Genomic DNA, 15078 nt, shown 5'->3' with positions numbered 1-15078 from the left:
GCCTCCCTCTTAAGCCACCGGACCGGTGGACGCTTCGATGTTGACGAGAAACGCCTTGAACTCGGGCGTCTCGATGTTCGCGTCGCCCACGAAGGGGGTGAGCACGTTCGCCGGGAAGCCCTTGCGCGCGGCGCCGATGAAGCCCCAGTGGATGGGGATGCCGACCACGTGGACCGTCTTGCCGTCGATCGTCATCGGCTTGATGCGCTTGGTGACGACCGCCTTGGCGAGGATCTCGCCGCGCTTCGACCACACCCGCACCCAGCCGCCCAGCGCGATGCCCTTCTCCTTCGCGAGTTCCTCGGAGATCTCGACGAACTGTTCCGGCTGCAGGACCGCGTTCACATGGTTGTTCTTGGTCCAGTAGTGGAAATGCTCGGTGAGACGGTAGGAGGTCGCCGCGTAGGGGAAGTCCGGCGAGGCGGTCTCGGCGAACTGCTTCCAGTCGTCCGGGAACACGCGCGCCACCGGGTTGCCCACGATCTTCGGGGCGATCAGGTTGGCGACCGGGCTTTCGAACGGCTCGTAGTGCACCGGGAACGGCCCGTCGCGCATCATCTTGCGCGCGAAGAGGCGCGACACACCCTCCGGGTTCATGATGAACGGGCCGACGTCGCGCGGCTTGGCGGTCGGGGCGATGTCCGGCACGTCGTAGCCGGTCCATTTCGACCCGTCCCACTCGATCAGCTTGCGTGAGGGATCCCACGGCTTGCCGTCGAGGTCGCAGGAGGCGCGATTGTAGATGATGCGCCGGTTCGCCGGCCAGGCGAACGACCATTTGAGGTAGGCGCCGGTGTCGTCCGGGTCGGAATTGTCCCGGCGCGCCATCATGTTGCCGGCCTCGGTGAAGCAGCCGGAATAGATCCAGCAGCCGCACGCGGTGGAGCCGTCGTCGCGCAGCACGCCGAAGCCGGACACCTGCTTGCCGGCCTCGAGCAGCTTCTTGGTCGGGTCGTTCGGGTCCGCGACGTCCGAGACGACGTAGCCGTTGAGCTCCTTGGCGAGCTCCTCGGCGGTCGGCTCGTTCTCGTCCTTGTAGGGCCAGTGCAGGTTGAGGATCGGGTCGGGGAAGGGGCCGCCTTCCTTGCGGTACATTTCCCTCAGCCGCAGGAAGATCTGCGACATGATCCACACGTCGGTGCGGGCCTCGCCCGGAGGCGAGCCACCCGGCCAGTGCCACTGAAGCCAGCGGCCGGAATTGACCAGCGAGCCCTCGTCCTCCGCGAAGCAGGTCGTGGGCAGCTGGAGCACTTCCGTCTGGATGTCGGACGGATCCACCTTGTTGTAGACGCCGTGGTCCTCCCAGAAGCGGGCCGTCTCGGTCTGGAGCGGGTCCATGATCACGAGCAGCTTGAGCTTGGCGAGGCCCTTGGCGAGCTTGCCCCGGTTCGGGAAGGCCTGGAACGGATTGAAGCCCTGGCAGATGTAGAGGTTCATCTTGCCCTGGTTCATCAATTCGAAGGCGCGCAGGATGTCGTAGAAGGCGACATCGAGCTTCGGCAGGTAGTCGTAGGCCCAGTCGTTCTCCGCCGTGGCCGCCGGTCCGAACATGGACTTCTGGAAGCTGACGAAGAATTTCCGATAGTTCTGCCAGTAGCTCATCTGGTTCGGCCGCAACGGCTTGAAGCCGCGGGTCGACATGTAGGTGGCGAGGTCCGCCTCCTTCTCCGTGGGCAGGTTGAGGTAGCCGGGCAGCATGTTGGACATGAGCCCGACGTCGGTCAGCCCCTGGATGTTGGAGTGGCCGCGCAGGGCGTTCATGCCGCCGCCGCGAATGCCGATATTGCCCAGGATGAGCTGCAGCATCGCCATGGTGCGGATGTTCTGCGAGCCCTTGGAATGCTGGGTCCAGCCGAGCGCATACATCGAGGTCATCGCCTTGGTGGGCGAGGAGCACTCGGCGATCATCTCCGCCACCTTCAGGAACTTGTCCTTCGGCGTGCCGCAGATGCGCTCGACCAGCTCGGGCGTGTAGGTGGCGACGTGCTGCTTCAGCAGGTTCCACACGCAGCGCGGATTCTGCAGCGTCTCGTCGACCACGGCATAGCCGTCCGGCCCGATCTCGTAGTCCCAGCTGTCCTTGTTGTAGTCGCGCTTGCCCTCGTCATAGCCGGTGAACAGGCCGTCCTGATAGGCGAAGCCCTCCTTCACGAGGTAGGCCGCGTTGGTGAAGGCCTTGGTGTACTCCCACTGCACCTTGTCGTTCTGGATGCAGTAGTTGATCACGCCCAGCAGGAAGGCGATGTCGGTGCCCTGGCGGATCGGCGCGTAATAATCCGCCACCGACGCCGAGCGCGTGTAGCGCGGATCGACGACGATCAGCTTCGCGCCCCGGTTGGCTTTCGCCTCCGTGACCCATTTGAATCCGCACGGATGTGCTTCGGCGGCATTGCCGCCCATGATGACGACGAGGTCCGTGTTCCGAATGTCGGTCCACGAGTTGGTCATTGCTCCACGGCCAAAAGTTGGGGCGAGACTCGCCACCGTCGGGCCGTGTCAGACACGCGCTTGGTTGTCGAAGACCAGCATTCCTGTGCTTCGGACCACCTTGTAGGTGGCGAAGGCCGTCTCGTTCGTCGTGGCGGAGGCCGCCAGCATGCCGGTGGTGGTCCACCGGTTGACCGTCACGCCGTCCTTGTTGGTGGCGACGAAATTGGCGTCGCGGTCGTCCTTCATCGCGCGGGCGATCTTGTCGAGCGCGGCTTCCCACGAGATCGGCTCGAATTTGTCGGAGCCGGCCTTGCGCACCATCGGCTGGGTGAGGCGCTGCTCGGACTTCACGATGTCGCGCAGGGCCGCGCCCTTCGGGCACAGAGTGCCGCGGTTGGTCGGATGGTCGGCGTCACCCTCGATGTGGATGATGTCGGCCTTCTCGCCCTTCTTCAGGTCGCCCTTGGAATAGATGATGATGCCGCAGGCCACCGAACAGTAGGTGCAGGTGTTTCGCGCTTCCGTCGTGTTCACCAGATGGAACGGCTTGATGAAGGAGGCCACCGCCGCCTCCGCCTCGCCGAACCCGAAGGCTCCCAGCGTCGTACCCGCGATCCCCGCACCCGACGTTTTCAGGAACGTACGGCGCGAGAGCTCCATATTCATCGAGGCCCTCCGAAACTACCTCCGCGAAGCCCATCGGCCGATAGGCTTCTCCAATCGCTAGGCTATTTTTTAGCTTGTCCAATGTCAAACCGACGAAAGGTGGAGGGCGGACAAAAAACCGTGTCTTTCCAAGCCATTCGGCATGATGCCGTGCGGTTTGGAAATGCTGCGCCGCAATAGCCATCTGCTTCGCCGATCGGCCGATTGACGATTTCGCGGGCTCGTCGCAGCATCGCGCACGATGTTTGTGCATCAAGCTCCCGCGTGCCGGGGCATGTTCCGCCACCTTTCCGCGATCGCGCTCTCTTCCCTTGCGTCGCTGGCGCCGGGAGGCGCGGCGTCGGCCGCCTCCGACCCGCCTCTGCCGATCGGGAGCGCGGCGCCGGCGCTCGCCCTGCCGACGCTCCGCGGCGGTCCGGCGGAGCTTGGTGCGCTGCAAGGCAGGGTTGTCGTCGTTCACTTCTTCGCGACATGGTGCGAGCCCTGCCGCGAGGAGATGGCCGGCCTGTCCCGCCTCGTCGGGTCCTGGAAGGACGGGGCATCGGGCAGCCTGCCGGCGACCCTGCTCGCGGTGGATGTCGGCGAGCCGGAACTGCGCGTCCGGCGCTTCTTCGACGCGAGCCCGGTTCCCTTCCCCGTCCTGCTGGACGAGGACCGGAGCGCCATGAAGGCATGGAAGGTGTCGGTCCTGCCGGCCAGCTTCGTGCTCGACGCCTCGCATGCGGTGCGCCTCTATGCCGGCGGGCCGGTCGACTGGAACGACCCGGCCGCCCTGTCGCTGATCGAAAGCCTCGCCAACCCGGCGGATGCGCCCGTTGCGGGCACGCTGCCGCCTCTCAACGAATGATCGGGAACAACAACATGACCTCTCGCCGAGAATTCCTCAAAGCCGGCGCGGCGCTCGCCGCCGTCGCCGCCGCGGTTCCGCATCAGGCGTTTGCGCAGGCGGCGGCGCCGGTTGCCGTCTTCGCTCCCTCGCCCGGCAAGTGGCGGAATTTCGAGGTCGTGACCACGCTCGATGTGGCGCCGGTCGACGGCAAGGCCGGCCCGGCGCAGGCCTGGGTGCCGCTGCCGTCTTACACGGCGGCCGACTGGTTCAAGCCGGGCGAGAGCACCTGGAAGACCAACGCCGCCACCGCCAAGGTGGAGAAGGACCCGCATTACGGGGCCGAGATGCTGCATCTCGTATGGGCCGAGGGCGAGGCGAGCCCGACGGTGGAGATCGTCTCCAAATTCTCCACCCGCGACCGCGCGACCGACTTCTCCAAGCCCGGCACGCCGGCTCCGCTTTCCGCCGAGGAGCGCGCCGCCTTCCTCAAGGCGACCGACCTCATCCCGGTTGACGGCATCGTGAAGGTGACCTCCGACAAGATCACCGCCGGCAAGACGAGCGATGTCGAGAAGACGCGTGCCATTTACGAATGGGTGGTGGAGAACACCTATCGCAACGCCGCCACGCGCGGCTGCGGTACTGGCGATGTGGCCTCGCTGCTGGCGAGCGGCAACCTCGGCGGCAAGTGCGCCGATCTGAACGCGCTGTTCGTCGGCCTCGTGCGCGCCGCCGGCATTCCCGCGCGCGACCTCTACGGCATCCGCGTCGCCCCCTCCGCCTTCGGCTACAAGAGCCTCGGCGCGAATTCGCCGACCATCTCCAAGGCGCAGCACTGCCGCGCCGAGGTGTGGCTCGACGGCTTCGGCTGGGTCGCCACCGATCCGGCGGATGTGCGCAAGGTCGTGCTGGAGGAGCCGCCGGGGAAGAACCCGATGGACGACGCCAAGGTGCTGGCCGCGCGCAAGGCGCTGTTCGGCTCCTGGGAGGGCAACTGGCTGGCCTATAATGACGGCCATGACATCGCCCTGCCGGGCTCGAACGGGCCGAAGCTCGGCTTTCTCATGTATCCGCAGGCCGAGGTGGCGAGCCTGCGCCATGACTGCCTCGACCCGGACACGTTCAAGTACACGATCAAGGCCAGCGAGATTTCGGCGTAAGCCATCTCTACGGTCGTCATGGCCGGGCTTGTCCCGGCCATCCACGCCTTCTCTCGGCAACGGCCAAGTCGTGGATGCCCGGCATCAGGCCGGGCATGACGGCGTTCCGAAGAGAGGCCGCCCAGCAGGAGACTTCCATGCTCGACAAGCCCGCTGAACCCACCCCCTTCCGCCTGACCAGCCTTGCGCATGGCGGCGGCTGCGGCTGCAAGCTGGCGCCCTCGGTGCTGCGGGAGTTGCTGTCGGAGCAGCCCCCGGGCTCGCCGTTCGAGCGTCTGCTGGTCGGAACGGAGACCGGCGACGACGCGGCGGTCTGGCAGCTCGACGACGAGACCTGCCTGATCGCCACGACCGACTTCTTCATGCCGATGGTGGACGATCCCTTCGAGTTCGGCCGCATCGCCGCCACCAACGCGATCTCCGACGTCTATGCGATGGGCGGCAAGCCGTTGCTGGCGCTGGCGATTCTCGGCATGCCGCTCGGCAAGCTGGAGCCGGCGATGGTGCGCGAGATCCTGAAGGGCGGCGCCTCGATCGCCGCCGAGGCCGGCATTCCGGTGGCGGGCGGCCATTCGATCGACGCGCCCGAGCCGATCTATGGCCTCGCGGTCATCGGCACGGCGAAGCCGGAAACCATCCGCAAGAACAGCACGGCCGAGGCCGGCGACGTGCTGATCCTCACCAAGGCGCTGGGTGTCGGGATCTATTCCGCCGCCTTCAAGAAGGAGGCGCTGCCTCCGCCCGCCTATGCGGAGATGATCGGTTCCATGACGAAGCTCAACCGCATCGGCACCGAGCTCGGCAAGGACGCGCAGGTGCACGCCGTGACCGACGTGACCGGCTTCGGCATTCTCGGCCACGGGCTGGAGATGGCGCGTGGCTCCGGCCTCGCGCTTGAGATCGAGGCGGAGGCGCTGCCGCTGCTCGACGAGGCCGGCGCGCTGGCGCGGGCCGGCCACGTGACCGGGGCCTCGCACCGCAACTGGGCGAGCTATGGCGAGGCGGTGCGCCTGCCGACCGACCTGCCGGACTGGCGCCGTCATCTGCTCACCGACCCGCAGACCTCCGGCGGCCTGCTCGTCGCCTGCGCTCCCGAAGCCGCAACGCGCGTGCTCCAGCAGATCCGCGCCGCCGGCTACGATAAGGCCGCCATCATCGGGCGCGCGCGCGCCGGCGAGCCGTCGATCACGGTCGCCTAGGGCGGGTTGGCGGGGCGCGCGCGGCGCAATAAGGTCCGCCCGAAGCGCGCCGCCGGATGACCTCGTTCATGCGATACCGACCCGAGATCGACGGCCTGAGGGCCGTCGCGGTTCTCCCCGTTATCCTGTTCCATGCGGGGTTCTCGCGCTTCTCCGGCGGTTTCGTCGGCGTCGACGTGTTCTTCGTCATCAGCGGCTATCTCATCACCAGCATCCTTGCCGGCGAGCTGGAGCAGGGCTCCTTCTCCCTCGCGCGCTTCTACGAGCGCCGCGCCCGGCGCATCCTTCCGGCGCTGTTCTTCGTGGTCGCGGCCTGCATCCCCTTCGCCTGGATGTGGATGCTGCCCTCGCAGTTCGAGGGCTTCGCCTTGTCGGTGGGGGCGGTGGCACTGTTCGTCTCGAACATCCTGTTCTGGCGCGAGACCGGCTATTTCTCGGCGGTGGCGGAGGACAAGCCGCTGCTGCACACCTGGAGCCTGGCGGTCGAGGAACAGTTCTACATCCTGTTCCCGCTGTTGCTGCTTCTGCTCTGGCGCCTCGGCCGGCGACGGGCGGTGGCGGGCGTCGCGGTGATTTCGCTGGTGAGCCTGGGCCTTGCCGAGCATGGCTGGCGCAATCATCCGGAGGCGAATTTCTATCTCATCCAGTCGCGCGCCTGGGAGCTGGGAGCGGGAGCGCTGTGCGCGCTGGCGATGCACGGGCGGGCGCCCCGGCCCAATGCGGCGTTGTCGCTTCTCGGGTTGGGGATGATCGTCTTCGCGGTCCTCGCCTATGACGCGACGACGCCCTTTCCCTCGCTCTACGCTCTCGTCCCGGTCGGCGGGGCCGCGCTCATCATCCTGTTCGCCGCGCCTTCCACCCCCGCCGGGCGTGTGCTGGCCTCCCGGCCGCTCGTGGGGCTCGGGCTGATCAGCTACAGCGCCTATCTCTGGCATCAGCCGCTCTTCGCCTTCGCGCGCATCCGCAGCCTCGACGCGCCGGGGCCGGGGCTCATGCTGATGTTGTCGATCGCAACGCTCGGCCTCGCCTATCTGAGCTGGCGGTTCGTCGAGAGACCGTTCCGCTCCGGCAATGTCGCGCGGAGCATCCCGCGCAGGAGCCTCTTCGGCGCCGCAGCCGGGGCTTCCGCCCTGCTCGTCGCCTTCGGGGCGTTCGGCTATTTCGCGGACGGCGCGCCCTTCCGCCTGCCGGAACGGGCAGTGGCGCTGCTGCGCTACGAGACCGACTGGAACGGCTATGACGTTTCCGGCACCTGCTCCTTCAACGAGCTGCACCGGCTGGAGGTCCAGCCCGCGCCGGGCTGCGCGGACTACATGGTCGGCGGCAAGGCCGATGTCGTGTTCATCGGCGACAGCCATTCCGGGGCGATCTCGCAGGAGGCGCAGGAGGCGCTGCGGCGCGCGGGCATCTCTTCCTACGCCGTCTCCTACACCGGCTGCATCGGCCTTCCCGGTTTCTACCGCGCCGACCGGACGAAGTGGCATGCCTGCGACGAGTACAACCGCGCCATGCTGGATTTCGCGCAGGCGATCGGCGCGAAGGCTGTCGTGCTCACCTCGCGCTTTGCCGCCTATGTCGATGCGGCCGGCTTCGACAATGGCGAGGGCGGGGTGGAGACCAACATGGCGGCGCGCCTCGATGTGCTGGAGGCTCGTGACGGCGGGCTGCCCGAGGCCGGCCGTCGCGACCGTGTCATGGGGGCGCTGAAGGGCGCGGTGGAATCCGTCGCCGACCGGATGAGCGTCGTGCTGGTCTATCCCATTCCCGAAGCCGGCTGGAACGTGCCGCAGCGCGCCGCCCGGCTGGCGATGCAGGGAGAGCCGGGCGGCGCGCTCTCCACGTCGTATGACGCCTTCATCAGGCGCAATGGCGCCGTGCTGGCGGTCTTCGATGCGGTGGACCGGCCCAATGTCTTCCGCGTCCGGCCGTACGACCTTCTGTGCGACGCGAAGCAGGGCCGTTGCCGCAATGCCGAGGGCGACGTGTCGTTCTATTTCGACGACGACCATCTCTCGAGCGCCGGTGCCCGGCTGATCGTCCCGGAACTGGTGAAGCAGATCCGTCGGGCGATGGCGTCGCCGCCGGCCGGTCATTCCGTAGCCGGCGAATAGTGAGCGACGTGTGGTTGTCGCCGCCTAGCCGGGCGTCCCGGCCGGCTGCTGCTGGGTGATGCAGTGGATATTGCCGCCGCCGAGGATGATCTCGTGCGTCGCCACGCCGACCACCTCCCGATCCGGGAACAGCCGGGCGAGGATGGCGCGCGCCTCCCCGTCATGTGCGGGGTCGAGCAGCGGCATCAGCACGAAGCCGTTGCCAATGTAGAAATTGGCATAGGAGGCGCCGAGCCGCTCGCCGAGGCCGCGCGACATGGTGCCGGTAGGCGAGCCGATGTCGATGGCTTCCTCGACCGTGCGGAACAGCGGTCCGGGAAGCGGCAGCTTGACGATCTCGATGCTGCGCCCGCGCGCGTCGGTCATCCGCGACAGCCGTTCATGGGCGTCGCGCGAGATGGCGTATTGCGGATCGGACGGGTCCTCGCACCAGGTCAGCGCCACCACGCCGGGGCGCACGAAGCAGGCGAGGTTGTCGATATGGCCGGAGGTCTCGTCATCGACGAGGCCGGCGCCGAGCCACAGCACCTTGGAGACGCCGAGGTAATCCCTGAGATGCTGCTCGATCTCCTCGCGCGACAGGTCGGAATTGCGGTTTGGGTTGAGCAGGCATTCCTCGGTGGTCAGCACCGTGCCCTCGCCGTCCACATGGATGGAACCGCCCTCGAGCACCAGCGGCGCCGCGTAGCCGGGTGCGCGCTCGATCTCCAGCATCTTGCCGGCGATGAGCTGGTCCTGGTCATAGGGGCTGTAGAGACCGCCCCAGGCATTGAACTGCCAGTCGACGCCGCGCAGCCGGCCGCCGGTATCGGTGACGAAGGTCACGCCCGAGTCACGGCACCAGGAATCGTCGGAGGAAGCCTCGACCACGCGCACCGCGGCGGGCAGCATCTCGCGCGCGTTCCGCCACTGGCGGGCGGAGACCAGCATGGTGACGGGCTCGAAGCGGGCAATGGCGCTGGCGACGGCGACAAAGGCCTTCTGCGCCGGCTCGGCACCCTCCCGCCAGTTGTCCGGCCGCTCCGGCCAGATCATCCAGGTGCCGGCATGCGGCTCCCATTCGGCGGGCATACGGAAGCCGTCGGCGGCGGGCAGGGTGATCAGCGTCTCGCTCATGATGGCAGCTACCTCCTGCTCAGCCGATCGGGCGCGTGGGCGCGCGTCCGTCCAGCGACAGAAGCGGCGCGTAGAGTTCCGGGCGGCGATCGCGGAACACACCCCAGCTCTGGCGCTGGCGGGCGATGCCGTCGAGATCGAAGGTAGCGGTGAGCACCGTCTCCTCGGTGCGGCCGGCTTCCGCGACCTTCTCGCCGGTGGGGCCGGCGATGAAGGAGGAACCGTAGAAGGTGATGGAGGTGCCGCTGCGGCCCTCTTCGGTGCCGATGCGGTTGGAGGCGATGAGCGGCATGAGGTTCGCCCCCGCATGACCCTGCATCACCCGCTGCCAGTGGCCGGAGGAATCGAGGCTCGTATCGTGCGGCTCGGAGCCGATGGCGGTCGGATAGAGTAGCACCTCGGCGCCAAGCAGGGCCATCGAGCGCGCGCATTCGGGGAACCACTGGTCCCAGCAGATGCCGACGCCGATGCGCCCGACCGCGGTGTCCCACACGCGGAAGCCGGTGTCGCCCGGCGAGAAGTAGAATTTCTCCGTGTAGCCCGGTCCGTCCGGGATGTGGCTTTTGCGGTAGAGGCCGAGGATGGAACCGTCGGCGTCGATCACGGCGATGGAGTTGAAGGCGGCCTGCCCGGCGCGCTCGAAGAAACTGATGGGCAGCACCACGCCGAGTTCGCGCGCGAGGGCCGCGAAATGGCCGATCAGCCGGTTGCCCTCGAAGGGGGAGGCGAGCTCGAGGAATTCGTAGAGCTGGTCCTGGCAGAAATAGGGGGTCTCGAACAATTCCTGCAGCAGGATCAGCTTTGCGCCGCGCCCGGCGGCCTCGCGCACCAGCGCCTCGGCGCGGGCGATGTTGCCCGCAATGTCCCAGTCGCACCGCATCTGGGTGGCGGCAACGGTCAGGCTGCGCATTCTCGTCTCCGGTACAGAAATCGGTCAGTTGACGGCGCGGAGCGGCTTTTCCAGCACCGCGATGACCCGGTGAAGCTCGTGGCCGCGCTTGAGGATGAGGCCGGTCTGCGACACGACCGTGTAGGCGCCCTGGCGGCGGGCAAGGCGCGGATCCTTCTCGATGCGGTAGATCGGCACCTCGGCCGACCGCCGGAAGATGGAGAAGATCGCCTTGTCCCTGGTGAAATCAATGGCGTAGTCGCGCCATTCGCCCAGCGCCACCATGCGTCCGTAGAGGTCGAGGATGCGATCGAGCTCACGCCGGTCGAAGGTGACGAGATCGGTACGCCCGCCGACCGGCAAGACTATGGGGTCGATTTCCGCCACGCGGTTCCTCCGGCTTGGACGGCCGGGCTGTGCCCGGCTCGCCGACTCGGTCGCGTCATCCGTCCGTCATGATCCACCGGCCGGCCGACGGCTTCAAGCGCCTTTCTCGCGCCAGGGGCGGGGTTGTTCACGGGCTCGTTAACCAAAAACACACAGCCGCCCGAATTCAACCATTGCCATGCCTTGCGGGGCTTCCAATCTCTCCACCATAGCGTTGGGCCGGTTCGCGTGGCGCATCGGTTTCCCAGCCCCCCAGCCCCCCGCGGCGTTCGTGGGCCGGCCTGACGTTATGTTCTAGGTTCAATCCCCGAATTGCCCTTTGGGCCGGCTACGTTGCCGGCCCTTTTTCTTTTCAGGCGGGGAAGGCTTCTATCAGGGCAGGGGCTGGAAGCTGGCGCCGAGTATGGCGCCGGGCTCGGCCGAGGAGCCGGACTGGATGAACACCACCACCGCGTCGGTGGGGTCGCCCGGCAGCCGGCGCAACGTTGCGTCGAAGCTCGCCTCGCTACCGTTCCAGTCGCCCAGCTTGACCCAGCCACGCACCACATTGTGGTAGGTCATGGTGCTGCCTTCGTTCTCGCCGCGGCCGATCTCCACCTTCATGCTGCTGGCGACGGGGCACAGCCAAACCTCGCCCGCTTCGGAGCCCGGGGCGGCGCCGACCTTCACCTTGAGCCGTTCGCCCTCATGTTCGACCGTGACCGGCACGGCCGGCCGGGCGATGGCGGAAAGCGTGCGCTCCAGCGTGGCGCGGTCCGAGCCGATGGCCATGACCCGGCCGTTCACCACCGCCTGCGGGGTGAACATCTTGCCGTCGCCGCGCACGCGCGCATAGGCCTTCTGGCGCTGCGAATGGCCGTGCTTGGCCAGCGTGTCCTTCCAGCCGAGATAGTCCCAGTAATCCACCGCCAGCGTGAGGGCGATCACGTCCGGGCGCTCCGCCATCTCGCCGAGCAGCTTGTCGGCCGGCGGGCAGGCCGAGCAGCCCTGGCTGGTGAAAAGCTCGATGATCGCCTTCGGTGCGGTCACCGGCTTGGGCGGCGCCTCCTCGGCGCGGCCGGTCCCCGGCATCGTCAGCACCAGCACGGGCACAAGCAGTTGCACGAGCCGCACGAGGCCGATCCGCGTAGCCCGGTCCCGACAGGAAGGGTCGATGAGATCGGGAAGGCGGAAGGTGGAGGCTGCGGCGTGAACGGACATGTCGAGCGGGTCGTCCCTGGCACGAGCTCGGCTGGCAGGAGCTCAAACGGAGCGGTTTGACCGGCCCTGGTCGGCGCTTCCGGCATCCGACGGCGACAACCTCGTCACATGGCGCGGGAACGCCGCCGATCGGGTTGGACCCGACCGGGACCGCCCTAGGCAATAGGACGGCGCGCCTGCCGGGACCAGTCACATTCGGGTGTCGCGGCGCACGGAAAGGTGATTCCCCGCGTGCTGCGGGCGATGCCCGCCGCGGCCGCCGAAAGCCGGCAGAGGATGGAAAAAGGCCGGCGAGGGGATGTCCCCGCGCCGGCCCTTGATGGCGTCATGCCGCGAGGTTGCGCAGCACGTAGGCCAGGATGCCACCGTTGCGGAAGTAGTCCAGCTCGTCCAGCGTATCGATACGGCAGGTCAGCGGGACGTTCTTCACGGAGCCGTCGCCATAGACGATCTCGGCGACCAGCGTCTGGCGCGGCTTGAGGTCGCCTTCGATGCCACGGATGGTGACGATTTCGTCGCCCTTGATGCCGAGCGACTGCCAGGAATCATCATTCTGGAACACGAGCGGCACGATGCCCATGCCGACCAGGTTCGAGCGATGGATGCGCTCGAAGCTCTGGGCGACGACGGCGCGGATGCCGAGCAGCTTGGTGCCCTTGGCCGCCCAGTCGCGGGAGGAGCCGGTGCCGTATTCCTTGCCGGCGAACACGACGGTGGGCACGCCTTCCTGCTTGTAGAGCATGGCGGCGTCGTAGATCGGCATCTCCGCGCCGTCCGGCCAGTGCTTGGTGAAGCCGCCTTCCTTGCCGCCCAGCATCTGGTTCTTGATGCGGATATTGGCGAAGGTGCCGCGCATCATCACTTCATGGTTGCCGCGCCGCGTGCCGTACTGGTTGAAGTCGGCGGGGCGGACCTGATGGTCGCGCAGGTAGACGCCGGCAGGGCTGGCTTCCTTGATCGAGCCGGCGGGCGAGATGTGGTCCGTCGTGATCGAATCGAGGAAAAGCCCCATGACCCGCGCGTTGATGATGTCGGTCACCGGCTCGGGCTTCATCTCCATGCCCTCGAAATAGGGCGGGTTCTGCACATAGGTCGAGCGGTTGTCCCAAGCGTAGGTCTCGCCCAGCGGAACGGAGATCTTCTGCCAGTTCTCGTCGCCCTTGAACACGTCGGCGTACTTCTCCTGGAACATCTTCTTGGTGACGTTCTCGCGGATGAAGGCGGCGATCTCCTGGTTGGTCGGCCAGATGTCCTTGAGGTAGACGGGCTTTCCGTCCGCGCCCGTGCCGAGCGGCTCGGTCGTGAGGTCGACCTGCAGCGAGCCGGCGATGGCGTAGGCGACGACCAGCGGCGGGGAGGCGAGGTAGTTCGCCTTCACGTCCGGGTTCACGCGGCCCTCGAAGTTGCGGTTGCCGGAAATGACGGCGCCGGCCACGAGGTCGTTCTTGTTGATGGCTTCCGAGATCGGCTCCGGCAGCGGGCCGGAATTGCCGATGCAGGTGGTGCAGCCGAAGCCGACGAGGTTGAAGCCGAGCGCGTCGAGGTCGTCCTGCAGGCCGGCGGCGTTCAGATAGCCTTCCACCACCTGCGAGCCGGGGGCCAGCGAGGTCTTCACCCAGGGCTTCGACTTCAGGCCCTTGGCGACCGCGTTGCGGGCGAGCAGGCCGGCGGCGATCAGCACGCTGGGGTTCGAGGTGTTGGTGCAGGAGGTGATGGCGGCGATGGTCACGTCGCCATGGCCGAGCGTGTAGTCGGTGCCTTCCACCGGCACGCGCTTGGCCGCCTCGCCCGCCTTCTTGAACTCGCCTTCCAGCGCCGTGAGGAAGCCGGTCTTGGTGTCGGAGAGCAGCACGCGGTCCTGCGGACGCTTCGGGCCGGCGAGCGAGGGCAGGACGGTGGAGAGGTCGAGCTCCAGCACGTCGGTGAACACCGGATCGGCGGTGCCCGCCTCGCGCCACATGCCCTGCGCCTTGGAATAGGCTTCGGCGAGGGCGATGCGGTCATCCGCGCGGCCGGTCTCGTCGAGATAGGCGATGGTTTCCGAATCGACCGGGAAGAAGCCGCAGGTGGCGCCGTATTCCGGCGCCATGTTGCCGATGGTGGCGCGATCGGCGAGGGAGAGGTGCTGGAGGCCCGAGCCGAAGAACTCGACGAACTTGCCGACCACGCCCTTCTTGCGCAGCATCTGGGTGACGGTGAGTACGAGGTCGGTGGCGGTGATGCCTTCCTTCAGCTCGCCGGTGAGCTTGAAGCCGATCACCTCGGGAATGAGCATGGAGACGGGCTGGCCGAGCATGGCCGCCTCGGCCTCGATGCCGCCCACGCCCCAGCCGAGCACGCCGAGGCCGTTCACCATGGTGGTGTGGCTGTCCGTGCCGACGCAGGTGTCGGGATAGGCGACGGTCGTCCCGTCCTCTTCCTTGGTCCACACGGTCTGCGCCAGATATTCGAGGTTCACCTGGTGACAGATGCCGGTGCCGGGCGGCACGACGCGGAAATTGTCGAAGGCCGACTGGCCCCACTTCAGGAAGCGGTAGCGCTCCTGGTTCTGCTTGTACTCTTCCTCGACGTTCTTGCCGAAGGCGGCGTTGTCGCCGAAGAAGTTCACGATCACCGAATGGTCGATGACCAGATCGACCGGGACCAGCGGGTTGATCCGCTTGGGATCGCCGCCGAGGTGCACCATGGCGTCGCGCATCGCGGCGAGGTCGACCACCGCCGGCACGCCGGTGAAGTCCTGCATCAGCACGCGGGAGGGACGGTAGGCGATCTCGCGCTCTTCCTTGCCGCGGTTCACCAGCCAGTCCTTGATCGACACGATGTCGTTCTTGGTGACGGAGCGCCCGTCCTCGAAGCGCAGGAGATTCTCGAGCAGCACCTTCATCGAGAAGGGAAGGGCGGAAACGCCGCCGAGGCCGTTCTTCTCGGCATCCGGCAGGCTGTAATAGGTGTAGGTCTTGTTTCCGACGGTGAGAACCTTACGGCATTTGAAGCTGTCGAGCGACGTCACGGCTGACTGATCCCCGCTAACGATGTGGCGCCGATGCGTGGGCCTTGGAGGGAGAGGGCCTTGCGGGCTATAGCTCGCGCG

At 67.2% G+C, this 15078-nt stretch carries 10 protein-coding genes; 4 read left to right on the top strand and 6 right to left on the bottom strand.

Annotated features, from left to right (window positions below; all coding sequences use genetic code 11):
- Positions 1-9 precede the first annotated feature (9 nt).
- Positions 10-3096 carry a formate dehydrogenase-N subunit alpha gene (gene fdnG / locus FO470_RS00990; protein ID WP_144341069.1) on the bottom strand — a complete coding sequence of 1029 codons (3087 nt, stop codon included), beginning with the start codon at positions 3094-3096 and terminating at the stop codon, positions 10-12.
- A gap of 274 nt (positions 3097-3370) precedes the next feature.
- Here fdnG and FO470_RS00985 point away from each other — a divergent pair, with 274 nt between their 5' ends.
- The 4 genes from FO470_RS00985 (at position 3371) to FO470_RS00970 (ending at position 8395) form a co-directional block, all read left to right on the top strand.
- A complete protein-coding gene (locus FO470_RS00985; protein ID WP_246659432.1) occupies positions 3371-3943 on the top strand; it encodes a TlpA family protein disulfide reductase in 573 nt (190 codons plus the stop codon).
- A gap of 14 nt (positions 3944-3957) precedes the next feature.
- Positions 3958-5085 carry a transglutaminase-like domain-containing protein gene (locus FO470_RS00980; RefSeq protein ID WP_144341067.1) on the top strand — a complete coding sequence of 376 codons (1128 nt, stop codon included), beginning with the start codon at positions 3958-3960 and terminating at the stop codon, positions 5083-5085.
- Between the two features lie 137 nt (positions 5086-5222).
- Positions 5223-6284 (top strand): selenide, water dikinase SelD, encoded by a 1062-nt coding sequence (selD, locus tag FO470_RS00975; protein WP_144341066.1) that lies wholly within the window; start codon positions 5223-5225, stop codon positions 6282-6284.
- A gap of 68 nt (positions 6285-6352) precedes the next feature.
- Positions 6353-8395 carry an acyltransferase family protein gene (locus FO470_RS00970; protein WP_144341065.1) on the top strand — a complete coding sequence of 681 codons (2043 nt, stop codon included), beginning with the start codon at positions 6353-6355 and terminating at the stop codon, positions 8393-8395.
- Positions 8396-8419: 24 nt separating this feature from the next.
- On the opposite strand, the gene aguA is transcribed toward FO470_RS00970, so the two are convergent.
- The 5 genes from aguA to acnA form a co-directional block, all read right to left on the bottom strand.
- Entirely contained in the window at positions 8420-9511 is a 1092-nt protein-coding gene (gene aguA / locus FO470_RS00965; RefSeq protein WP_144341064.1) for an agmatine deiminase, read from the bottom strand.
- A 19-nt stretch (positions 9512-9530) separates the two neighbouring features.
- Positions 9531-10421, bottom strand: coding sequence for an N-carbamoylputrescine amidase (aguB, locus tag FO470_RS00960; protein ID WP_144341063.1), 891 nt, complete (start codon positions 10419-10421; stop codon positions 9531-9533).
- Between the two features lie 24 nt (positions 10422-10445).
- Entirely contained in the window at positions 10446-10787 is a 342-nt protein-coding gene (locus FO470_RS00955; RefSeq protein WP_144341062.1) for a DUF2794 domain-containing protein, read from the bottom strand.
- Between the two features lie 372 nt (positions 10788-11159).
- Positions 11160-11987 carry a DUF1223 domain-containing protein gene (locus FO470_RS00950; protein WP_144341061.1) on the bottom strand — a complete coding sequence of 276 codons (828 nt, stop codon included), beginning with the start codon at positions 11985-11987 and terminating at the stop codon, positions 11160-11162.
- Positions 11988-12312: 325 nt separating this feature from the next.
- A complete protein-coding gene (gene acnA / locus FO470_RS00945; RefSeq protein WP_144341060.1) occupies positions 12313-14997 on the bottom strand; it encodes an aconitate hydratase AcnA in 2685 nt (894 codons plus the stop codon).
- Positions 14998-15078: the final 81 nt, after the last annotated feature.

The sequence above is a fragment of the Ancylobacter moscoviensis genome (genome assembly GCF_007559435.1).
Lineage (GTDB): Bacteria > Pseudomonadota > Alphaproteobacteria > Rhizobiales > Xanthobacteraceae > Ancylobacter > Ancylobacter moscoviensis.
Note: the sequence above shows the minus strand (reverse complement) of the source record. Positions and strands in the feature narration are given on the sequence as shown.